General features: G+C 67.4%; 18 protein-coding genes. 8 read left to right on the forward strand and 10 right to left on the reverse strand.

Annotated elements, in window-relative coordinates; all coding sequences use genetic code 11:
• Positions 1–116: 116 nt before the first annotated feature.
• From ACZ5TO_RS16020 to mtgA, 4 genes are all read right to left on the reverse strand, one after another.
• Complete coding sequence (locus ACZ5TO_RS16020) at positions 117–524, reverse strand: hypothetical protein (RefSeq protein WP_464798803.1); 408 nt, start codon at positions 522–524, stop codon at positions 117–119.
• Between the two features lie 154 nt (positions 525–678).
• Entirely contained in the window at positions 679–864 is a 186-nt protein-coding gene (gene rpmF, locus ACZ5TO_RS16025; protein ID WP_184144780.1) for a 50S ribosomal protein L32, read from the reverse strand.
• A gap of 137 nt (positions 865–1,001) precedes the next feature.
• Entirely contained in the window at positions 1,002–1,649 is a 648-nt protein-coding gene (locus tag ACZ5TO_RS16030; protein ID WP_464798804.1) for a glutathione S-transferase family protein, read from the reverse strand.
• Between the two features lie 69 nt (positions 1,650–1,718).
• Positions 1,719–2,501, reverse strand: a complete 783-nt coding sequence (mtgA, locus tag ACZ5TO_RS16035) for a monofunctional biosynthetic peptidoglycan transglycosylase (protein WP_464798805.1) — start codon at positions 2,499–2,501, stop codon at positions 1,719–1,721.
• A gap of 100 nt (positions 2,502–2,601) precedes the next feature.
• Here mtgA and ACZ5TO_RS16040 point away from each other — a divergent pair, with 100 nt between their 5' ends.
• Together ACZ5TO_RS16040 and hisC are read left to right on the forward strand one after the other, a co-directional pair.
• Positions 2,602–3,519, forward strand: a complete 918-nt coding sequence (locus ACZ5TO_RS16040) for a polyprenyl synthetase family protein (RefSeq protein ID WP_464798806.1) — start codon at positions 2,602–2,604, stop codon at positions 3,517–3,519.
• Positions 3,520–3,523: 4 nt separating this feature from the next.
• Positions 3,524–4,579 (forward strand): histidinol-phosphate transaminase, encoded by a 1,056-nt coding sequence (gene hisC / locus ACZ5TO_RS16045; protein WP_464798807.1) that lies wholly within the window; start codon positions 3,524–3,526, stop codon positions 4,577–4,579.
• A gap of 253 nt (positions 4,580–4,832) precedes the next feature.
• On the opposite strand, the gene ispG is transcribed toward hisC, so the two are convergent.
• From ispG to ACZ5TO_RS16075, 6 genes are all read right to left on the reverse strand, one after another.
• Positions 4,833–6,086, reverse strand: coding sequence for a flavodoxin-dependent (E)-4-hydroxy-3-methylbut-2-enyl-diphosphate synthase (gene ispG / locus ACZ5TO_RS16050; RefSeq protein ID WP_464798808.1), 1,254 nt, complete (start codon positions 6,084–6,086; stop codon positions 4,833–4,835).
• Positions 6,087–6,225: 139 nt separating this feature from the next.
• Positions 6,226–7,419 (reverse strand): MFS transporter, encoded by a 1,194-nt coding sequence (locus ACZ5TO_RS16055; RefSeq protein WP_464798809.1) that lies wholly within the window; start codon positions 7,417–7,419, stop codon positions 6,226–6,228.
• Between the two features lie 20 nt (positions 7,420–7,439).
• Positions 7,440–8,231 carry a DeoR/GlpR family DNA-binding transcription regulator gene (locus ACZ5TO_RS16060; RefSeq protein ID WP_464798810.1) on the reverse strand — a complete coding sequence of 264 codons (792 nt, stop codon included), beginning with the start codon at positions 8,229–8,231 and terminating at the stop codon, positions 7,440–7,442.
• Between the two features lie 140 nt (positions 8,232–8,371).
• Complete coding sequence (locus tag ACZ5TO_RS16065; protein ID WP_184144788.1) at positions 8,372–9,115, reverse strand: Bax inhibitor-1/YccA family protein; 744 nt, start codon at positions 9,113–9,115, stop codon at positions 8,372–8,374.
• Between the two features lie 185 nt (positions 9,116–9,300).
• Positions 9,301–11,793, reverse strand: coding sequence for an ABC transporter permease (locus ACZ5TO_RS16070; protein ID WP_464800406.1), 2,493 nt, complete (start codon positions 11,791–11,793; stop codon positions 9,301–9,303).
• A 56-nt stretch (positions 11,794–11,849) separates the two neighbouring features.
• Complete coding sequence (locus ACZ5TO_RS16075; protein ID WP_464798811.1) at positions 11,850–12,566, reverse strand: ABC transporter ATP-binding protein; 717 nt, start codon at positions 12,564–12,566, stop codon at positions 11,850–11,852.
• Positions 12,567–12,625: 59 nt separating this feature from the next.
• On the opposite strand from ACZ5TO_RS16075, the gene ACZ5TO_RS16080 reads away from it, so the two are divergent.
• The 6 genes from ACZ5TO_RS16080 (at position 12,626) to fdxA (ending at position 19,488) form a co-directional block, all read left to right on the forward strand.
• Positions 12,626–13,270, forward strand: coding sequence for an arylesterase (locus ACZ5TO_RS16080; RefSeq protein WP_464798812.1), 645 nt, complete (start codon positions 12,626–12,628; stop codon positions 13,268–13,270).
• Between the two features lie 82 nt (positions 13,271–13,352).
• The gene (gene thpR, locus ACZ5TO_RS16085) at positions 13,353–13,934 is read left to right on the forward strand and encodes an RNA 2',3'-cyclic phosphodiesterase (protein ID WP_464798813.1); all 582 of its coding nucleotides are present in this window, start codon (positions 13,353–13,355) and stop codon (positions 13,932–13,934) included.
• A gap of 240 nt (positions 13,935–14,174) precedes the next feature.
• On the forward strand, positions 14,175–15,374 hold the full coding sequence (locus tag ACZ5TO_RS16090; RefSeq protein WP_464798814.1) for a TCR/Tet family MFS transporter: 1,200 nt from the start codon (positions 14,175–14,177) through the stop codon (positions 15,372–15,374).
• A gap of 130 nt (positions 15,375–15,504) precedes the next feature.
• Positions 15,505–18,528: a helicase-related protein gene (locus ACZ5TO_RS16095; RefSeq protein ID WP_464800407.1), complete on the forward strand. Its 3,024-nt coding sequence runs from the start codon at positions 15,505–15,507 to the stop codon at positions 18,526–18,528.
• Between the two features lie 3 nt (positions 18,529–18,531).
• The gene (locus ACZ5TO_RS16100) at positions 18,532–18,951 is read left to right on the forward strand and encodes an RNA-binding S4 domain-containing protein (protein WP_184144794.1); all 420 of its coding nucleotides are present in this window, start codon (positions 18,532–18,534) and stop codon (positions 18,949–18,951) included.
• A gap of 198 nt (positions 18,952–19,149) precedes the next feature.
• A complete protein-coding gene (gene fdxA, locus ACZ5TO_RS16105; RefSeq protein ID WP_184144795.1) occupies positions 19,150–19,488 on the forward strand; it encodes a ferredoxin FdxA in 339 nt (112 codons plus the stop codon).
• Positions 19,489–19,619: the final 131 nt, after the last annotated feature.

Consider the following 19,619-nt stretch of genomic DNA (forward strand, 5'->3'; position numbering starts at 1 on the left):
GTCCAATCTCCCCGTCGTCATGGTCGGGCCCGACCCGACCATCCATGCCACAAGCGCCGGCGCGGCATTGGCGGGGCGAAGGCCTACTGAAAAACCGCGGCCCGGTTCCTCTCCCGTCAGAGCCCTATCGAGACATCCCGGCCCGCCGTGCGGATCGACACGGAGAAGCCGGCGATCACGTCGATGAACGAGATCGTCATCAGGATGAAGAAGATCTGCGTCGCCGCGCCCTGCACCAGCAGGAACTCGACGAGGAAGGCGACGAACAGCACCATCGACAGCATGTGGTCGAAGAGGGCGCGCGAGCCGGGGCGCGTCGCCTTCAGGATCTCCACGAAGAGCAGCACCAGCGCGATGAAGATGAGGAGGTCCCCGAAGGCCATGGTCCAGGTCGTGCCGGAGAGCATGTTGACCGCCATCACCTCGCTGTCGAGCACGGCAACGCCCCCGTTGCCGAAAAGCCCCGTCATGGCGAGGTTGTAGAGGACGAACGGAATGATCAGCAGCGGTATGGCCAAAAGCATGTGCGACGCTCCCTTGGGTTGTTCTCAGGACAACCTTTCCGCCGTCTTAGCCGAAGATTCGGCACAAGAAAATGTCGCGCGCCCGGAAAGAATAAGGAGCAAAAGAAAAGGGCCGGTCGAACCGGCCCTTTGATCTTGGCTTATGCCGAAACGCTTATGCGTTTTCCTTCGGCGTCAGAACCTGGCGGCCGCGATACATGCCGGTCTTCAGGTCAATGTGGTGCGGACGGCGCAGTTCGCCCGAGTTCTTGTCTTCGATATAGGTCGGAGCCTTCAGGGCGTCTGCGGAACGGCGCATACCGCGCTTGGACGGGCTCACTTTTCTTTTCGGAACGGCCATTTCATAAACTCCACTTATCGGGCAAACACATCCTCAGGCCACCGGATGGCTGACAGGGACGTGCCGTTATCTCGGAAATTGGCCGGGCTTATACATGGCAAAACCCCGCTTGACCAGTCCCCGGCCGGATTTTTTCGTCACGCTTCATCCTCGGGGACGATCCAGGACTCGGCGAGCGCCGCCGTCTGCCATTTCTGCCAGGCCGGATGCGCCTTCACGCGCGCCATGTAGGCAAGGACAGCCTCGTCCTTCGTCAGGCGGTAGATCTTGAAGCGGTTGACGACCGGCGCATACATGGCGTCCGCGGCGGAGAAGGCGCCGAACAGGAACGGCCCGCCCGAGCGGGCAAGCGCCGCCTTCCAGATGGCCTCGATGCGGGCGACGTCGTCGCTCACGCCTTCCGGCAGGTCGATCTCGCCCGGCATGCGGCGGATGTTCATCGGGCAGGCGCCCCGCAGGGCCCGGAAGCCCGAGAGCATCTCCATGGAGATCGCCCGCGCCTCGGCGCGCGCCGCCCGGTCCTTCGGCCAGATACCGGCCTCGGGAAAAAGCTCGGCGACATATTCGATGATGGCGAGCGATTCCCACACCCGCACCTCGCCGTGATGCAGCACCGGCACCCGGCCGGTCGGCGAGATCTTGCGGAATTCGGGATTGCCGGCGGCGAAATCGAAGGGGATCACCACGTCCTTGAAGGGCACGCCCGCCGCTTCCATGGCGATCCACGGCCGGAAGGACCAGGAGGAATAGTTCTTGTTGCCGACATAGAGGGTGAGGTCTGACATGGGGGGCTCCTTGGGATGCATCGGACCCTATGCGCTCAGGCGCGCGCACGCCAATGAAAAGCCCTGAACTCACTCATAAAGGCACTTGATATATTCGCCCGACCGGCTCGCCCGCCGCTCGATCAGCCGCGCGAGGCGCTGCAATCCCCGCCCCGGCTTGCCGGCGTTGCGCTCGAAGGGATTGGGCAGCGAGACGGCGAGCAGCGCCGCCTGCCGGCGTGTCAGCTTCGCCGCCGGGACGTTGAAATGGTGCCGCGCGGCCGCCTCGATGCCGTAGATGCCGGGGCCCCATTCGGCGATGTTGAGATAAATCTCCATCAGCCGCCGCTTGCTCCAGACGAAATCCGCGGCGACGGCCAGCGGCAGTTCCATCGCCTTGCGCACGAAGGAGCGGCCGTTCCACAGGAAGAGGTTCTTGGCCGTCTGCATGGGGATGGTGCTCGCCCCGCGCGTCTGCTCGCCGGCGAGCGCCTCGTTGACCACGGCGCGCATCTGGCCCCAGTCGACGCCGGCATGGAAGCAATATTGCCCGTCCTCCGACATCATCACGGCCTGCACGAGATTGGGCGAGATATCGTCGAACGACACCCATTGCCGGTCGTAGCCGCGCAGGAGCACGAGATCGCGCAGCATCAGCGTCGAGACCGGGCGGACGAACTCGACGGCATAGAGGAGGATCAGCACATAGGGCAGCGCCGCGAGGGCGACGAAGGCAAGGACGACGCGGCGCCATTGCCGGCGAAGTCGGGTCATCCAGCCGTCCCCCTCACCGGATCGAACCTCCGTCTCTGCCCGTGTTTCCGGTACGATGTCCAAGAGCCGGTGCCCCTCCTCCCGTCGCTCGGCCTTCATACCGTCCCAGCCTGGCAAAAACCAGTCTGCGGCGCGAATCTTTGAGACCCGCGCGGGCATTGCCGTTGCGTCCCCCGAAAGCCCATGTCAAAGAGCGGCCATGAGCGAACGTCACCAGCAGTTCCAGACTTTTCTGAAAAGCAATGCCGAGGCGGTGGAGGCGCTGCTCGCCGCCCTGCTCTCCGGCGGCCTGCAGACGGACGAGATCGCCCGCCCCGAGCGCCTGCTTTCGGCCATGCGCCATGGAGTCCTCAACGGCGGCAAGCGCCTGCGGCCCTTCCTCGTCATCGAATCCGCCGCGCTCTTCGGCGACGCGGCAAGGGAAAGCGCGCTGCGCATCGGCGCCGCGCTCGAATGCATCCACTGCTATTCGCTCGTCCATGACGACCTGCCGGCGATGGACGACGACGACCTGCGCCGCGGCCAGCCGACCGTGCATATCGCCTTCGACGAGGCCGCCGCCATCCTTGCCGGCGACAGCCTGCTGACGCTCGCCTTCGACATCGTCGCCGCGCCCGAAACCCGCCTGCCGGACGCCGCCAAGACAGCGCTGGTGCTGGCGCTTTCCCGCGCCGCCGGCCTCGGCGGCATGGCGGGCGGCCAGGCGCTCGACCTTGCGGCGGAGAAGGTGGCGCCCGACGAGGACGGCATCGTCACCCTGCAGGCGATGAAGACCGGCGCGCTGCTGCGCTTTGCCTGCGAGGCCGGCGCCATCGTCGCCGGCGCCTCCGCCGAAGACCGGCGGACGCTGCGCCGCTACGGCGAGACCATCGGCCTTGCCTTCCAGATCGCCGACGACCTGCTCGACCTTACCGCCGACGCCGCCACCATGGGCAAGGCGACCGGCAAGGATGCCGGGCGCGGCAAGGCGACGCTGGTTTCCCGCAGGGGCCAGGCCTGGGCGGAAAACCGGCTCAAGGAACTCGTTGCGGAGGCCGAGGCGCTGCTTGCGCCGTTCAGCCATCGGGCCGGCATCCTGATCGAAGCCGCCCACTTCATCGCAAATCGCAGGAATTGACGCCATGAGCAAATTCTGGTCGCCGATCGTCGCCACGCTCAAGCCCTATATCGCCGGCGAGCAGCCGCGCATCCAAAACCTCATCAAGCTCAACACCAACGAGAACCCCTACGGCCCCTCGCCGAAGGCGATCGCCGCCATGCAGGCCGCAGTAACGGACAGCCTCAAGCTCTATCCCGATCCGTCCGCGCTAGCGCTGCGCCAGTCCATCGCCCGCTTCCACGGCGTCGAAGCGGACGAAGTGTTCGTCGGCAACGGCTCGGACGAGGTGCTGGCGCACGCCTTCGTCGCGCTCCTCAAGCATGAGAAGCCGCTACTCTATCCCGACATCACCTACAGCTTCTACCCGACCTATTGCCGCCTCTTCGGCATCGAGTCCGTGGAGATTCCGCTGAAGGACGATTTCACCGTCGACCTTGCCGATTACGCCCGGCCGGCCGGCGCGATCATCCTGCCGAACCCGAATGCGCCGACCGGCATCGGCCTGCCGCTTGCGGCAATCGAAAAGCTTGTCGCCGAGCATCCCGACCTGCCGGTGGTGATCGACGAGGCCTATATCGATTTCGGCGGCGAGAGCGCGATCCCGCTGACGAAGAAGCATGACAACCTGCTCGTCATCCACACGCTCTCCAAGTCCCGCTCGCTGGCGGGCCTGCGCGTCGGCTATGCCGTGGGCCAGCGCCCGCTGATCGATGCGCTGGAGCGCGTGAAGGACAGCTTCAACTCCTATCCGCTCGACCGCGTCGCACAGGCCGGCGCTGCCGCCGCCATCGACGACCGGGAATGGTTCGACCTAACGCGCGGCAGGGTCATCGAGCAGCGCGAGCGCGTCACCGGGGCGCTGCGCCAGCGCGGCTTCGAGGTGCTGCCCTCGCAGGCGAACTTCGTCTTCGCCCGCCATCCGGATCACGGCGGCGAGGCGCTGGCAAAGGGCCTTCGCGAACGCGCCGTCCTCGTGCGCCACTTCGCCAAGCCCCGCATCTCAGATTTCCTGCGTATCACCATCGGCACCGCCGAGGAATGCGACCGGCTGGTCGCCGCGCTTGAGGAGATCGTCTGAGGAAGGGCAGCCTCGGTTCGCCCCCCGCTTCATCATCCCGCTTCGCTCGATGGCCTGCCTTCCCCCACCCACCGACGTCATCCTCGGCCTTGAGCCGAGGATTCATATACCGCGACGGTGATGGATGCTCGGGTCAAGCCCGAGCATGACGGAGGAGAGGTTTGCGGGATTTAGGATGCGGGCGGAATTGCGCTTCACGCGCCGGCAAGCTGCGGCTTTCACACACCGGTAACGTGCCGGCAAGCTGCCAGCCTTACTCGGCGGCCGCCTGACCCGTACCGTAGCGCTTCTCGATATAGTCGTTGACCAGCGTCTCGAACTCGCCGGCGATGTTGGTGCCGCGCAGCGTCATCGCCTTCTTGCCGTCGACATAGACCGGCGCGATGGGAAGCTCCCCGGTGCCGGGCAGCGAGATGCCGATATCGGCGTGCTTGCTCTCGCCCGGCCCGTTGACGATGCAGCCCATGACGGCGACCTTGAGGCCTTCGACGCCCGGATACTTTTCCCGCCAGACCGGCATGTTCTTGCGGATGTCGTCCTGGATCTTCTGGGCGAGTTCCTGGAACACCGTCGAGGTGGTGCGCCCGCAACCCGGACAGGCGGCGACGACGGGGATGAACTGACGGAAGCCCATGACCTGCAGGAGCTCCTGCGCCACCTGCACCTCGCGGGTGCGGTCGCCGCCGGGCTCCGGCGTCAGCGAGATGCGGATCGTGTCGCCGATGCCCTGCTGGAGGAGGATGCCGAGCGAGGCGGAGGAGGCGACGACCCCCTTGGTGCCCATGCCGGCCTCCGTCAGACCGAGATGCAGCGCATGGTCGGAGCGCGCCGACAGCATGGCATAGACGGCGATGAGGTCCTGCACGTTGGAGACCTTGGCCGACAGGATGATGTGGTCGCGCGCAAGGCCGATCTCCTCGGCAAGCTCGGCCGAAAGCAGCGCCGACTGGCAGATCGCCTCGCGCATCACCTCCTGCGCCGTCAGGGGCGAGCCCGCCGCCTGGTTCTCGTCCATCAGCCGGGTCAGGAGCTCCTGGTCGAGCGAGCCCCAGTTGACGCCGATGCGCACCGGCTTGTCGTGGCGGATCGCCGTCTCGACGATGGCGGCGAACTGCCGGTCCTTCTTGTCCTTGAAGCCGACATTGCCGGGATTGATGCGGTATTTCGCAAGCGCCTCCGCGCAGGCCGGATGGTCGGCGAGCAGCTTGTGGCCGATATAGTGGAAGTCGCCGACGAGCGGCACGTCCATGCCGAGGCGCAAGAGCCGCTCGCGGATCTTCGGCACCGCCGCCGCGCTCTCGTCGCGATCGACGGTGATGCGCACGATCTCGGACCCGGTGCGGAAGAGCGCGGCCACCTGCGCCACCGTCCCGTCGATATCCGCCGTATCCGTGTTCGTCATCGACTGGACGACGACCGGCGCGCCGCCGCCGACCAGCACGCCGCCGACATCGACGCCGACGGACCGGCGCCGCGGCTTCGGTTCAAAGTCGAAGGAAAAGGACATTTTGGAGCCTCTTGCTCGAAAAGCGGCCGCGCATGGCCTCGGGCGCGGCCTTTGCCCTCAGGTGGATCAGGAAATGTGGCTTGTCAACCGCAAGCGCCGGCAGGCGCGACGATTTGATCGCCCCGCGCCGCGCGGGCCGTCAATGGCGCTCGCGCACATCGGCATGCACAGCATGGTGCGAGAGCAGCAGCACGACGATGAACAGCACCGGCAGCAGGGTGAAGACGAGCGCAAAGCCGATATGCTCGGCGACGAAGCCGATGACGGAGGGCGCAAAGAGCGCGCCCGAATAGCCCATCACCGTCGTCACGGAGAGCGCCACGCCCTGCGCGAAGCCCGGCAGGTTGCCGGCCGCGGAAAAGGCGATGGGCACCATGTTGGAAATGCCGACCCCGCAGAGCGCGAAACCCGCCATCGCCACATAGGCATCCGGCGCCGTGCCGGCGATCACCATGCCGGCAATGGCCATGACGGTGCAGAAGCGCAGCGTCTTCACCGCACCGAAACGGTCGCGCACATGGTCGCCGGCAAAGCGCATGACGGCCATGGTGAAGGAGAAGGTGCCGAAGGCGAAGCCCGAAAGGGCCACGGAGGCGCCGAGTTCGTTGCGCATGTAGAGCGCGCCCCAGTCGAGGATCGCGCCTTCCGGCACCATGCAGAAGAGCGCCATGAGGCCGATCAGCCAGGGCAGCGGCGTCATCGGCAGGCGCGCCTTCTGGCGCTCCTCGCTCGGATGCGGCGCATCGTGCAGCACGAAGGGCCAGGCGAGCGCGAGGGCCGCGGCACCGGCGACGGTGAGCAGGACAGCATGGCCCGTCACGCCCAGCGCCTCGATGAGGAAGCCGCCGGTCGTGGCGCCGATGAAGGCGCCGAGGCTCCAGAAGGCGTGGCAGGACGACATGATCGCCCGCTTCATGGATTTTTCGACCTCCACGGCATTGCCGTTCATCGCCACGTCCATCGCGCCGAGCAGGCCGCCGAAGAGGAAGATGGCGACGACGCCGAGCGGCACGGTCGGCGCAAGCGACAGCCACAGCATGGTCGAAAGGAACAGCGCCGCCGCGCCCTTCAGCGTGCGCGTCGTGCCGAAGCGGGCGATCATCACGCCGGCAATCGGCATCAGGACGAGCGAGCCGATGCCGAAGCACATGATCATCAGGCCGAGGCCGAATTCGGAAAGCCCGAGGCGGCTCGCAAATTCCGGGATCCTCGGCGCCCAGGCGCCCGCGAAGGTGCCGTTGAGCAGGAAGAGGCCGGAGACCGCGAGCCGCGCGGGCGGGAAATAGGTCCGGGCAAGGGAATTGCCGGCAAGGGCGTTTTCAGGCGTCGTCATGGGAGGTCCGTTCCGGGAGGTCATGCCGGCACCTTGTCGGCGCGCAGCGTTTCGATGCCGGCCGCCGTCAGTGCGGCGGCCTCGGTTTCGTCCGCATCCCCTTCGATGACGGCCTTCGCCAGACGGGCGAGCGGCACGACCGAATAGGGGGCGGCGGTGGATAGCTTGTCATTGGTCACGACGACCATGACGGTGCGGCTGCGCGAGGCGACGAAGCGCTTGAACTCCGCTTCCTCGAAGCTCTCGGCGGTCACGCCCGCCTCCGGGTCGATGCCGCAGACGCCGAGGACGAGCAGGTCCGGCCTGAGCGCCTCGGCATCGCGCATCGCCTTGGCGCCGATCGCCGCGCCCGCGCGCGGGTCGATCAGCCCGCCGAGCTGGATCGTCGCAAGGTCGCGTTCGAGGAGGGCGGCGGCGATGGCGGGCGCATTGGTCGCGACCGTCAGGCCGTGCCCCGCCGGCAGCGCCCGGGCAAGCGCAAGGTTCGTGCTGCCGGCATCGAGGAAGACGGTGGCGCCGGGCGGGATGAGCCTCGCCGCACATCTCGCGAGCGCGGCCTTTCGCGCGCCGCCGACCGCCATGCGCTCGTTCATGCTGGTCGAGGCGGCGGCGATGCGCAGCGCCCCGCCATAGACCCGGCGGCAGAGGCCGGAGGCGGCCATCTCGCGAAGATCCCGGCGGATGGTGTCCTCCGACACGCCGAGCTCCTGCGCCAGCGCCGCCGCGATCACCCGCCCCGAAAGGTCGAGGCGCGCGCGGATGAGCGCCTGCCGCTCGCCGAGGAGAAGATCCTGTCCGGACACCGATTTCACCAGATCATGCACGATTGCGCGACAATGCGCACAAATCGGCACGAACGTCAATGAACGGGCGCATCACGTTTGCTTGCGGCCCAAACAAAAACCCCGCCGTCTCCGGCGGGGTTTTCGAATTCAGCATCCGGCTGCTTGCCTCAGTCGCGGTTGCCCATGAAGCGCAGCAGGAACAGGAAGAGGTTGACGAAGTCGAGGTAGAGCGTCAGCGCGCCCATGATGGCCTTGCGGCCGGCCACGGCGACGTCGTCGGCTTCGAAATACATTTCCTTGATCTTCTGCGTATCCCAGGCGGTAAGGCCGGCGAAGACCAGGACGCCGATCGCGGAGATCGCGAAGTCGAGCGCCGAGGAGTGCAGGAACAGGTTGACGAGCGAGGCGATGATCAGGCCGAAGAGGCCCATCACCAGGAACGAACCCATTGCCGACAGGTCCCGCTTCGTCGTGTAACCGAACAGGGACAGCGCACCGAAGGCGGCGGCGGAGACGAAGAAGGTCTGCGTGATGCTCGCGCCCGTATAGACGAGGAAGATCGAGGACAGCGACAGGCCCATCAGCCCGGCATAGACCCAGAAGGTCGCCTGCGCGGCGCCGACGCTCATCGCGTGGATGCGGAAGCTCAGGAAGAACACCAGCGCGAGCGGCGCCAGCATCACGACCCAGCGCAGCGGGCTCAGGTAGATCGCCTGGCCGAAGGCGGTGAGCTGCCCGTCGGCAATGGCGGCCTGCGAGGCGAAATAGGCCACGAAGCCGGTAATGGCGAGGCCGAGGGCCATCAGGTTGTAGACCCGGAGCATGTAGGCGCGAAGGCCCTGGTCGATGACGGCGCCGGCCTGCGTGCCGGCATTGGCCGTTCGGGTCTGGTAATTGCGAAGATCAGCCATGTTTTCCTCTCGTAAGCCCCCTGGAAGAGACGGTGTCGGGCTCCCGCCCGTCCGCTTCGGGAAACGAAGCGCTCGCGGGGTCCAGGCAGCCGCTGCGGGGCTCCAGCTTGCCTGATGTAAATATGCGCATGAATTGTGTTCCGTACAAGACCCGCAACCTCCCGGCAGGCCGGGAACGGCCGATTTTAAAGCTCGCGCAGCACCGGCGCGGCCTTCTGTCCCAGGATGCGCCATGTGCCGGCAAGGCCGATGCCGACCGTCAGCACCAGCGCGATGAGCACGGTCGTCACCGCCACGTCCGGCAGGAAGGCCGACGGCAGCTTCATGATGCGGCTCACCACGAACCACGCCGCCGCTCCGCCGGCAACGAGCGCGAACACCGCCGTCGCCAGCCCCAGCATGAGGTATTCGTAGCTGAAGGCGCGGATCAGCGTGGAGCGCGTCGCGCCCAGCGTCTTCAGCACGACCGCGTCGTGCACCCGCGCCCGGTTGCCGGCGGCGAGCGCCCCGGCAAGCACGAGGATCGAGGCGATGAGCGCGACGGCCGCCGCCGCGCGGATCGCCGTCGCAAGCTGGCCGACCAGTTCGTCGATGACGTCGAGCGCATCCTTGACGCGCACGCTCGTGACCGTCGGATAGGCGTTCGTCACGGCCTTCAGCGTGGCGGCCTCCTCGGCCGCCGTTGCCCCGGGATCGATCACCGTGGCGAGCCAGGCGTGCGGCGCACCGGCAAACGTGTTCGGCGAGAAGACCATGACGAAGTTGATCGACAGCGATTCCCATTCGACGGTGCGGAAATTGGCGATGCGCGCGGTGATGTTGCGCCCGAGCACGTTGACCGTCACGGTATCGCCGAGCTTGAGGCCGAGTTCCTTGCCTTCTTCCGCCGAGAAGGAGACGAGCGGCTCGCCGGAATAGTCGGCCGGCCACCACGCCCCCTCGGAAAGCGTCGAATTCTCCGGCAGATTTTTGGCATAGGTGATGCCGCGGTCGCCGCGCAGCACCCATTGGCCTTCCGGCGGCACCGTGACCTTGGCGACCTCGACGCCGTTGAGCTCCATGACGCGGCCGCGCAGCATCGGCACCTCGATAACCTTGCCTTCCGGCAGGTTCGCCTTCAGCACGGAGCGGAACCTGTCGAGCTCGCTGCCCTGGATGTCGACGAAGAAGAAGTTCGGCGCGCGCTCCGGCAGGCTGCCGGTGAGCTCGCGGCGCAGGTTCCCGTCGATCAGCGTCAGCGTGACGAGAAGCGCAAGGCCGAGGCCGAGCGAGAGCACGACGGAGGAGGTCAGCGCGCCCGGCCGATGGATGTTGCCGACCGCAAGCCTCAGCGCCGGCGAGTTCACCCGCGGGCTGCGCCGGGCGAGCACGGTGATCAGCCAGGCGACGGCGCGCAGCACGACGAAGGAGAAGGCGATGGCCCCAAGGAAGACGAGGGCGATCCTGCGGTCGTAGGCCGTAAGGACGGCAAGCCCCGCCAGCGCCGCCAGCAGCAGTCCCGCGCCCAAAAGATAGGGCCAGCCCGGCAGGCCGCGCGCTTCAAAACCCTGCTCGCGGAAGAGTGCGGTGGCCGGCACCGCGCGGGCATGGCCGAGCGGCAGGACGGCGAAGGCGAGCGCGGTCAGGAGGCCGAAGATGGCGGCAAGCACAAGGGCGGAGGGATAGATCGCCGCCTCGGCCGGCACCGGAAGGATGCCTTCGAGGAAGCGCATCGCCACCATCGGCATCAGCGCGCCGGCGACGAGGCCGATGAGGATGCCGGCCGCCGCGATCAGCGCGATCTGCGCGAGATAGACGAGCGCCACCAGCGAGGCGGGCGCCCCGAGGCACTTGAAGGTGGCGATCACCGAGCGCTTGGAATCGAGATAGGCCCGCACGGCATTGGCGACGCCCACACCCCCGACGATCAGCGCCGTCAGGCCGACGAGCGTGAGGAATTGCGAGAAGCGGGTGATGTTGGCGGTCAACGACGGCGCGGCGGCATCCGCGGTGCGGATCGACCAGCCGGCGGACGGGAAGGCCTTGCCCGCCGCCGCGCGGATGCCGGCAAGCGGCAGGGCGGGATCGGCAAGGCGGATGCGGTAGGCGTTCTTGACGAGGCTGCCGGTCTGCACCAGCCCGGTCTCCCGAAGCGCCTCCTCGGAGAGGAGAAGGCGCGGGGCGAAGCCGAAGCCTTCCGAGACGGCGTCCGGCTCGCGCACCAGCGTCGCGGTCACCTTCAGCCGCGCCGTGCCGAGCAGGATCTCGTCGCCGACGGCAAGGCCGAGCCGGTCGAGCAGCAGCGGCGCGACGACCGCGCCATAGGCCTCGCCGGTTTTGGCGAAGAGCCCGGCCGCCGGCTTCTGCGGCGCGGTTTCCAGCGTTCCGTAGAGGGGGTAGAGCCCGTCGACGCCACGCGCCTCGACCAGCGCCTGGTCGGACCCGTCCGCAAGCCGCGCCATCGAGCGCAGGCCCGTCGAGAGCGAGACGTCGCCGAGGCTCTCGAAATACGCCATCTCCTCGGGCGTCGCAAAGCGGTTGGTCAGCTCGAAGCGCACGTCGCCGGCAAGCAGCGCCTGGCCCTGCGTGCCGATCGCCTGGGTGATGGCGGCGGAGACGGAATTGACCCCGGCGATGGCCGCCGTGCCGAGCGCGATGCAGGCAAGGAAGATGTAGAAGCCCCTGAGGCCGCCGCGCATTTCGCGCAGCGCCAGCCGAAGGGCGAGCGGCAATTGCCGGACGATCCCGCCCCGCCTCACGCCGGCACCGCGTCGCCGGCGGCGGCCGGGAGCGGCGCCGCGTCCGAGACGATCTCGCCGGAGCGCATGGCGACCTGCCGGCTGCAGCGGGCAGCAAGAACCGGGTCGTGCGTCACCAGCACCAGTGTTGTGCCGCGCTCGGCCTGCTTGGCAAAGAGAAGGTCGGCGATCTGCCGTCCCGTCTCGGTATCGAGGTTGCCGGTCGGCTCGTCGGCGATCAGGAGCTTCGGCGACGGCGCGAGCGCCCGGGCGATGGCGACGCGCTGCTGCTCGCCGCCGGAAAGCTGGCCCGGATAGTGCGACAGGCGCTCGCCGAGCCCGACGGCGACGAGCTCGCGCCGGGCGATCTCGAAGGCGTCCCTCACATTGGCAAGTTCCAGCGGCACCGCGACGTTCTCCAGCGCCGTCATGTTGGGAATGAGGTGGAAGGACTGGAAGACGATGCCGATGTTGCGGCCGCGGAAATCGGCCACCTCGTCCTCACTCATGGCGTGCAGGCCCGCGCCGTCGATGTGGATTTCGCCGCTGTCCAGCCGTTCGAGTCCGGCGAGCACCATGAGCAGCGTCGACTTGCCCGAGCCGGACGGGCCGACGATGCCGACCGATTCGCCCGCATCGATCGCAAGGTCGATCCCCTTCAGCACATGGACGGAGGCAGCGGCCTGCCCGAGGGTGAGATCGGCCTTCCTGAGATCGATGATGCTTTTGGCCAAGAAATTTCACCCTATATGTAACGGAACAACCGGAATGCCAGCAATCTAGGAACAGCCTCATGTCGTTTAAAGCGGCGCTCGGATTTTTCGCCTCCCTTGCGATCACAGCTTTGTTATCCGCCGGTCCCGTCCGGGCCGAACCGCTGAAGCTCGTCAGCTTCGGCGACAGCCTGATGGCCGGCTACCAGCTTCCCGCCACCGACGCCTTCCCGGCAAAGCTCGAAAAGGCGTTGCGCGACAAGGGCCACGCCGTCGAGATCGCCAATGCGGGCGTTTCGGGCGATACGACCTCGGGCGGACTTGCAAGGCTCGACTGGTCGATCCCCGACGGGACGGACGGCGTCATCCTGGAACTCGGCGCCAACGACGCGCTGCGCGGCATCGCGCCTGAGGAGACGGAAAAGAACCTCGACGCCATGCTGGCGCGCCTCAAGGAACGCGGCATTCCCGTCCTCCTCGCCGGCATGCTGGCCCCGCCGAACATGGGCGCGGACTATGCCGCGCGCTTCAACGGCATCTATGCCCGCCTTGCGCAAAAGCACGGGGTTCCGCTCTATCCGTTCTTCCTCGACGGCGTCGCCGCCCATGCCGACCTGCAGCTCGACGACGGCATGCATCCGAACGCCAAGGGGGTCGATGCCATGGTGGCGGCGATGCTCCAGCCTGTGGAAACATTCATCACGTCGATACAGGCGAAGGAGTAGTTCTCGCGGGTGCGAAATAAGGGTTGCTTAAAAGGCCGTCGCGTGATTCGCTGACGGTACATTCCAGCAGGGAGAAGGCGCCATGCCGAGACTTTTCGTCGCCCTCGAAGTGCCGCGGAACGCGGCGATGAGCCTCTCGCTCTTGAGAGGCGGCCTTCCCGGAGCCCGCTGGATCGACGTCGAGAACTTCCACATCACCCTGCGCTTCATCGGCGATATCGACGGGCGCACCGCCGACGAGGTGGTCGACAGGCTCGACCGCATCGAGCGCCCCGAATTCCAGATCGCCCTTTCCGGCATGGGCTCCTTCGGCTCGAAGAAGCCGCACGCGGTCTTCGCCGGCGTCACGCCCGCCCCGGAAATGTACGCGCTCCAGGCGGAGATCGAGCGTATCTGCCAGCGCCTCGGCCTTCCCGCCGACCCGCGCAAGTTCACTCCCCACGTCACCCTCGCGCGCCTGCGCAACGCCCGCACCGAGGACGTCGCCCACTACCTTTCCGGCCGCGGCAACTTCCACACCGCGCCTTTCACGGTGAACCGCTTCGTGCTGATGTCCTCCAAGGAATCCGTCGGCGGCGGCCCCTACCTCACCGAAGAGGTCTTCCCGCTCTATGAAGCGGGCGGCGCTTCGGACGGGGCAAGCCTGCACGATCATCTTGCCTGATCCCGCCGTCTGGCGTATGGATTGACCGTCGCGAAAAGCGACCGCTTCCCTTGAGCCGCCCGTTGGCGGAGTAAACAGGTGGACGAATGGTCGTCCAGGTGGTCGAGCACACGCCGTCCATGCGCCTTGCCGCAGGGACCGGCCAGCACTCCCCGTAAACCGCCGCCTGATCTCCATCAGGCCATGACGCGCATCCGGCGCCGCGTGGCGTCCGCATGCCCGCGTCCAATGGAACGCGCCATGAACAGATCCCTCATCGTCATCTTCACCGCCATCCTTCTCGATGCCGTCGGCATCGGCCTCATCTTTCCGATCCTCCCCGCCCTGCTGCGCGAGGTCGCCCATACCGAGGACGTCGCGCCCTATATCGGCGCGATGACCGCGCTCTATGCGGTCATGCAGTTCCTCTTCGCGCCCGTGCTCGGCGCCCTCAGCGACCGGCTGGGCCGCCGGCCGGTCCTGCTGCTCTCGCTTGCCGGCGCGGCCGTCAACTATGTGTTCCTCGCCTTCGCGCCCAGTCTCTGGCTGCTGCTGCTCGGCCGGGCCATCGCCGGCCTGACGAGCGCGAACATCTCCGTGGCGACGGCCTATATCACCGACATCTCCCCGGAAGGCACGCGCGCCCGCCGCTTCGGCCTGCTCAACGCCATGTTCGGCGCGGGCTTCATCGTGGGGCCAGTGCTCGGCGGCGTCCTCGGCGACCACTGGCTGCGGCTGCCCTTCATGGCGGCCGCCGTGCTGAATGCCGGCAACCTCCTGCTCGCCCTCTTCATCCTGCCGGAATCGCGAACGCCGGACAGGGGGAGGATCGACCTTGCCGCCCTCAACCCGCTGCGGCCACTGCGCTGGGCCTTCTCGATGAAGAGCGTGCTGCCCGTCATCGCCGTCTTCCTCCTGTTCAGCGCGACGGGCGAGGCCTACGGCACCTGCTGGGCGCTCTGGGGAGGCGATGCCTTCCACTGGAACGGGTTTTCGATCGGCCTGTCGCTCGGCGCGTTCGGCATCTGCCAGACGCTCGCCCAGGCCTTCCTGCCCGGTCCCGCCGTCAGGCTGCTCGGCGAACGCGGCGCCATCCTGACGGGCGTTGCCGGCGTCAGCGCCGCGCTCCTCGTCATGGCCTTCGCCACGCAAGGCTGGATGGTCTTCGCCATCATGCCGGTCTTCGCCCTCGGCGGCATCGGCGTGCCGGCCCTGCAATCGCTGGCCACCCGGCAGGTCGACGCGAACCGGCAGGGCCAGTTCCAGGGCGTGCTGGCGTCCGTGATCAGCCTCGCGTCCATCGTCGCCCCGCTCGGCTTTTCCAGTGTCTATTTCGTCGTCCGCGACGCGTGGCCGGGCGCCATATGGCTGACGGTCGCCGCGCTTTACCTCACGAGCGTGCCGCTGGTCCTCGGGTTGCGGCTGGCAAAGCCGCAGGCAAGTCCCGCGCCGGCAGGCTGACGCGCCGGCCGGGACAAAAGCCCTCGGAAAAACATCCGATGCCGCCTTGCCCCTTGCCATTCCCCATCCCGATGGGCATCTGTGAGCCGGAAGTTGAAACCTGCCGGGGCGTGACTTGTCGCAAGCACCCATGATCCTGAGCGGCCGTGGGGTCACCGCGGTCCTCGGGCCTACCAATACGGGCAAGACCCACTACGCGATCGAGCGCATGGTGGCGCATGAGACGGGCATCATCGGCCTGCCTCTGCGCCTTCTGGCGCGCGAGGTCTATACGCGCCTCGCCGAGAAGGTCGGCCAGCACAATGTCGCGCTCGTCACCGGCGAGGAGAAGATCACGCCGCATATGGCGCGCTTTTCCGTCTGCACGGTGGAGGCGATGCCGCGCGAGACGCGCGCCGCCTTCGTCGCCATCGACGAGGTGCAGCTTGCCGGCGACCTGGAACGCGGCCACATCTTCACCGACCGGGTGCTGCACCTGAGGGGCCGCGACGAGACGCTGCTGCTCGGCGCGGCCACCATGAAGCCGATCCTCGAGCAGCTCCTGCCGGGCATCCACGTCGTCGAGCGGCCGCGCCTTTCCCAGCTCTTCTATTCCGGCTCCAAGAAGATCACCCGCCTGCCGCAGCGCACCGCCATCGTCGCCTTCTCGGCCGACGAGGTCTATGCCATCGCCGAGCTCATCCGCCGCCAGCGCGGCGGGGCGGCGGTCGTGCTCGGCGCGCTCTCACCCCGCACCCGCAACGCGCAGGTCGCGCTCTACCAGGAGGGCGACGTCGAATACCTGGTGGCCACAGACGCCATCGGCATGGGTCTCAACCTCGACGTCGACCACGTCGCCTTCGCACAGGACCGCAAGTTCGACGGCTACCAGTTCCGCAACCTTAATCCGGCCGAGCTCGCCCAGATCGCCGGACGCGCGGGCCGGCACCTGCGCGACGGCACCTTCGGGGTTACGGGCCGCGTCGACCCCTTCGACGACGAGCTGGTCAAGCGCATCGAGACCCACCAGTTCGACCCGGTCAAGGTGCTGCAATGGCGCACGACCCGCTTCGACTATTCCTCGCTGCAGTCGCTGCGCCAGTCGCTCGACGCTCCGCCGCCCATCGGCGGGCTGACGCGCGCCCTGCCGGCCGTCGACCAGCAGGCGCTGGAGCATCTTTCGCGCTATCCCGACGTCAGGGACCTCGCCACCACGCCCGGGCGCGTCGAAAAGCTCTGGGAGGCCTGCGCACTGCCCGACTACCGCCGCATCACGCCCGCCCAGCACGCCGACCTCATCTCGGCGCTCTATGCCGACCTCGTGAAGCGCGGCACGGTCAACGAGGACTTCCTGGCCGACCAGGTCCGCCGCGCCGATCGCACGGATGGCGAGATCGACACGCTTTCGGCACGAATCGCACAGATAAGGACCTGGACCTATGTGTCGAATCGGCCCGGATGGCTTGCCGATCCGACACACTGGCAGGAAAAGACGCGGGAAATCGAAGACCGATTGTCCGATGCGCTACATGAACGGTTGACGAAACGCTTTGTTGATCGCAGGACATCTGTGCTCATGAAGCGCCTGAGAGAGAATGCGATGCTGGAAGCTGAAATCAGTGTGAATGGCGATGTCTTCGTAGAAGGACATCATGTCGGGCAGTTGGCCGGGTTCCGGTTCACGCTGGCCTCCGGCACGGAAGGACCCGATGCGAAGGCCGTGCAGGCGGCTGCGCAGAAGGCGCTTGCGCTGGAGTTCGAAGCCCGTGCCGCGCGCCTGCATGCGAGCGGCAATGCCGACCTCGCGCTCGGCTCCGACGGCACCGTGCGCTGGCTCGGCGATCCCGTCGCCCGCCTTGCCGCCTCCGACCATGTCATGCGTCCGCGCGTCATCCTGCTCGCCGACGAGCAGTTGACCGGCAATGCGCGCGACCACGTCGCCGCCCGCGTCGAGCGTTTCGTGAACCACCATATCGCGACGGTCCTGAAGCCCCTCGACGATCTTTCGCGCGCGGAAGACTTGCAGGGCCTTGCCAAGGGCCTCGCCTTCCAGCTCGTCGAAAGCCTCGGCGTGCTCTTCCGCCGCGACGTCGCCGACGACGTGAAGGCGCTCGACCAGGATGCCCGCGCCTCCATGCGCAAGCACGGCATCCGCTTCGGCGCCTACCACATCTTCATGCCGGCGCTCCTCAAGCCCGCGCCGGCCGAACTCATCACGCTGCTCTGGGCGCTGAAGAACGACGGCCTCGACAAGCCGGGCTACGGCGACCTCATTCCGGTGCTCGCCGCCGGCCGCACCTCGGTCGTCACCGATCCCGCCTTCGAGCGCGCCTTCTACAAGCTCGCCGGCTTCCGCTTCCTCGGCAAGCGCGCCGTGCGCATCGACATCCTGGAACGCCTCGCCGACCTCATCCGCCCGCTCCTCCAGTGGAAGCCCGGCACGCCGCGCCCGGAGGGCGCCTATGACGGCCGCCGCTTCATGGCGACGACCGCCATGCTCTCCATCCTCGGCGCGACGCCGGACGACATGGAAGAGATCCTGAAGGGCCTCGGCTACCGCGCCGACGCCGTGAAGGCCGAGGAGGTCGCAGCCTTCCTCGCCGCGCAGGCCCCGGCCGAAGCGGCGACCGAAACGCCGGCGGAAGCAGGCGCCGAAGCCTCTGAGGAGCACGATGCCGACGCATCGGACACGGAGAGCGAAGCCCCGGCCGAAAAGCCGGAGGCCCCCGCAGCCGAAGCTGTCGAGACGCCGGCCACCGAGGCTCCGGCCGAGACGGAAGCGGCCGTTGCCGCCGAAGGCGAACCGGCCGAGGTCAAGCCTGTTCTGCTGTGGCGCCCCGGCTCGCGGCACGACAACCAGCGCCAGGGCGGCCAGCGTCAGGGCGACCGCCAGGCCCAGGGCGAACGGCGCGGCGGCGAACGCCACCGCAACCAGCCGGCCGGCGAACGCGGCGAGCGCCGTGAAGGTGGCCGTGGCGGCCGTCCGGATCAGGCGAAGGGCCGCGACGGCAAGCCGCAGGGCGGCAACCGCCCGGACCGCGGCGAGCGCAACGAGCGCGGCGGCAAGCCGCAGCAGGCGAAATTTGAGGCCCGGCCTCCCCGCAAGGAAAAGCCGATCGACCCGGATTCGCCCTTCGCAAAGCTCGCGGCGCTCAAGGAGCAGATGAAGAAGTAGGCGATGACGCGCAACGAGGAACAGCCGGCAGGTCAGGCGCGACAGCGCATCGACAAATGGCTGTTCTTCGCGCGGCTGCGCAAGTCCCGCTCCCTTGCGGCCAGATCGGTCGAGGCGGGCGATGTCAGCGTCAACGGCGCGAGCGTCCGCCAGCCTTCGCACATGGTGCGCCCCGGCGACGTGATCGTGCTCTCGCTCGACCGCCACGACATGGTGGTGAAGGTGCTCCTGCCCGGCGAACGCCGCGGCCCTTACGAAGAAGCAAGGCTCCTCTACAGCGACATGACGCCGCCCCCGCCGCCGCGGGAGGAGCGCAGCCTCTTCGCCCAGGCGACGCGCGAACGCGGCGCCGGCCGGCCGACGAAGCGGGAACGCCGGGAAACCGACCGGCTGCAGGACTTTTCCGGAGACGGCGAGGATTAGAATTCTATACCTCGTCCGGCTCCCGCAGCGCATCTATTACGCTTGCAAAGCGCCCGCAAAGCCTTTACCTCAGCCTCCGGAAAGCCCCGAGCCTGCGTCCCACGCGGCCTCCTTCCTCCGGCCAGCCGATCGCGCGACGGGCTCTTCGGTGACGACGGCCTTGCCGCCGCCCGGTTTGAGACGTTTCTGGAGTGAATCATGACGTATGTCGTGACCGACAACTGCATCCGCTGCAAATACACGGACTGCGTGGAAGTCTGCCCCGTCGACTGCTTCTACGAAGGCGAGAACTTCCTCGCCATCCATCCGGACGAATGCATCGACTGCGGCGTCTGCGAGCCGGAATGTCCCGCCGAGGCGATCAAGCCGGACACCGAGCCGGGCCTCGACAAGTGGCTGAAGATCAACGCGGAATATGCCGCGATCTGGCCGAACATCACCGTCAAGCGGGATGCGATGCCGGAAGCCAAGGAAATGGACGGCGTCGAGGGCAAGTACGAACAGTACTTCTCGCCCGAACCCGGCAAGGGCGACTGAAGCCCGTCCGAAGCGGCGGCCGAACCTGGGGAAAAACGTCTGCTCCCGTCGAAAGGCGATGGGACAGGCTTGATGACCCATGCGAAGCAAATTATTGATTTCGGCACTTTTTTGTGGTAGGGTCGCAATAC

This window comes from Shinella sp. Sh6, from assembly GCF_055392685.1.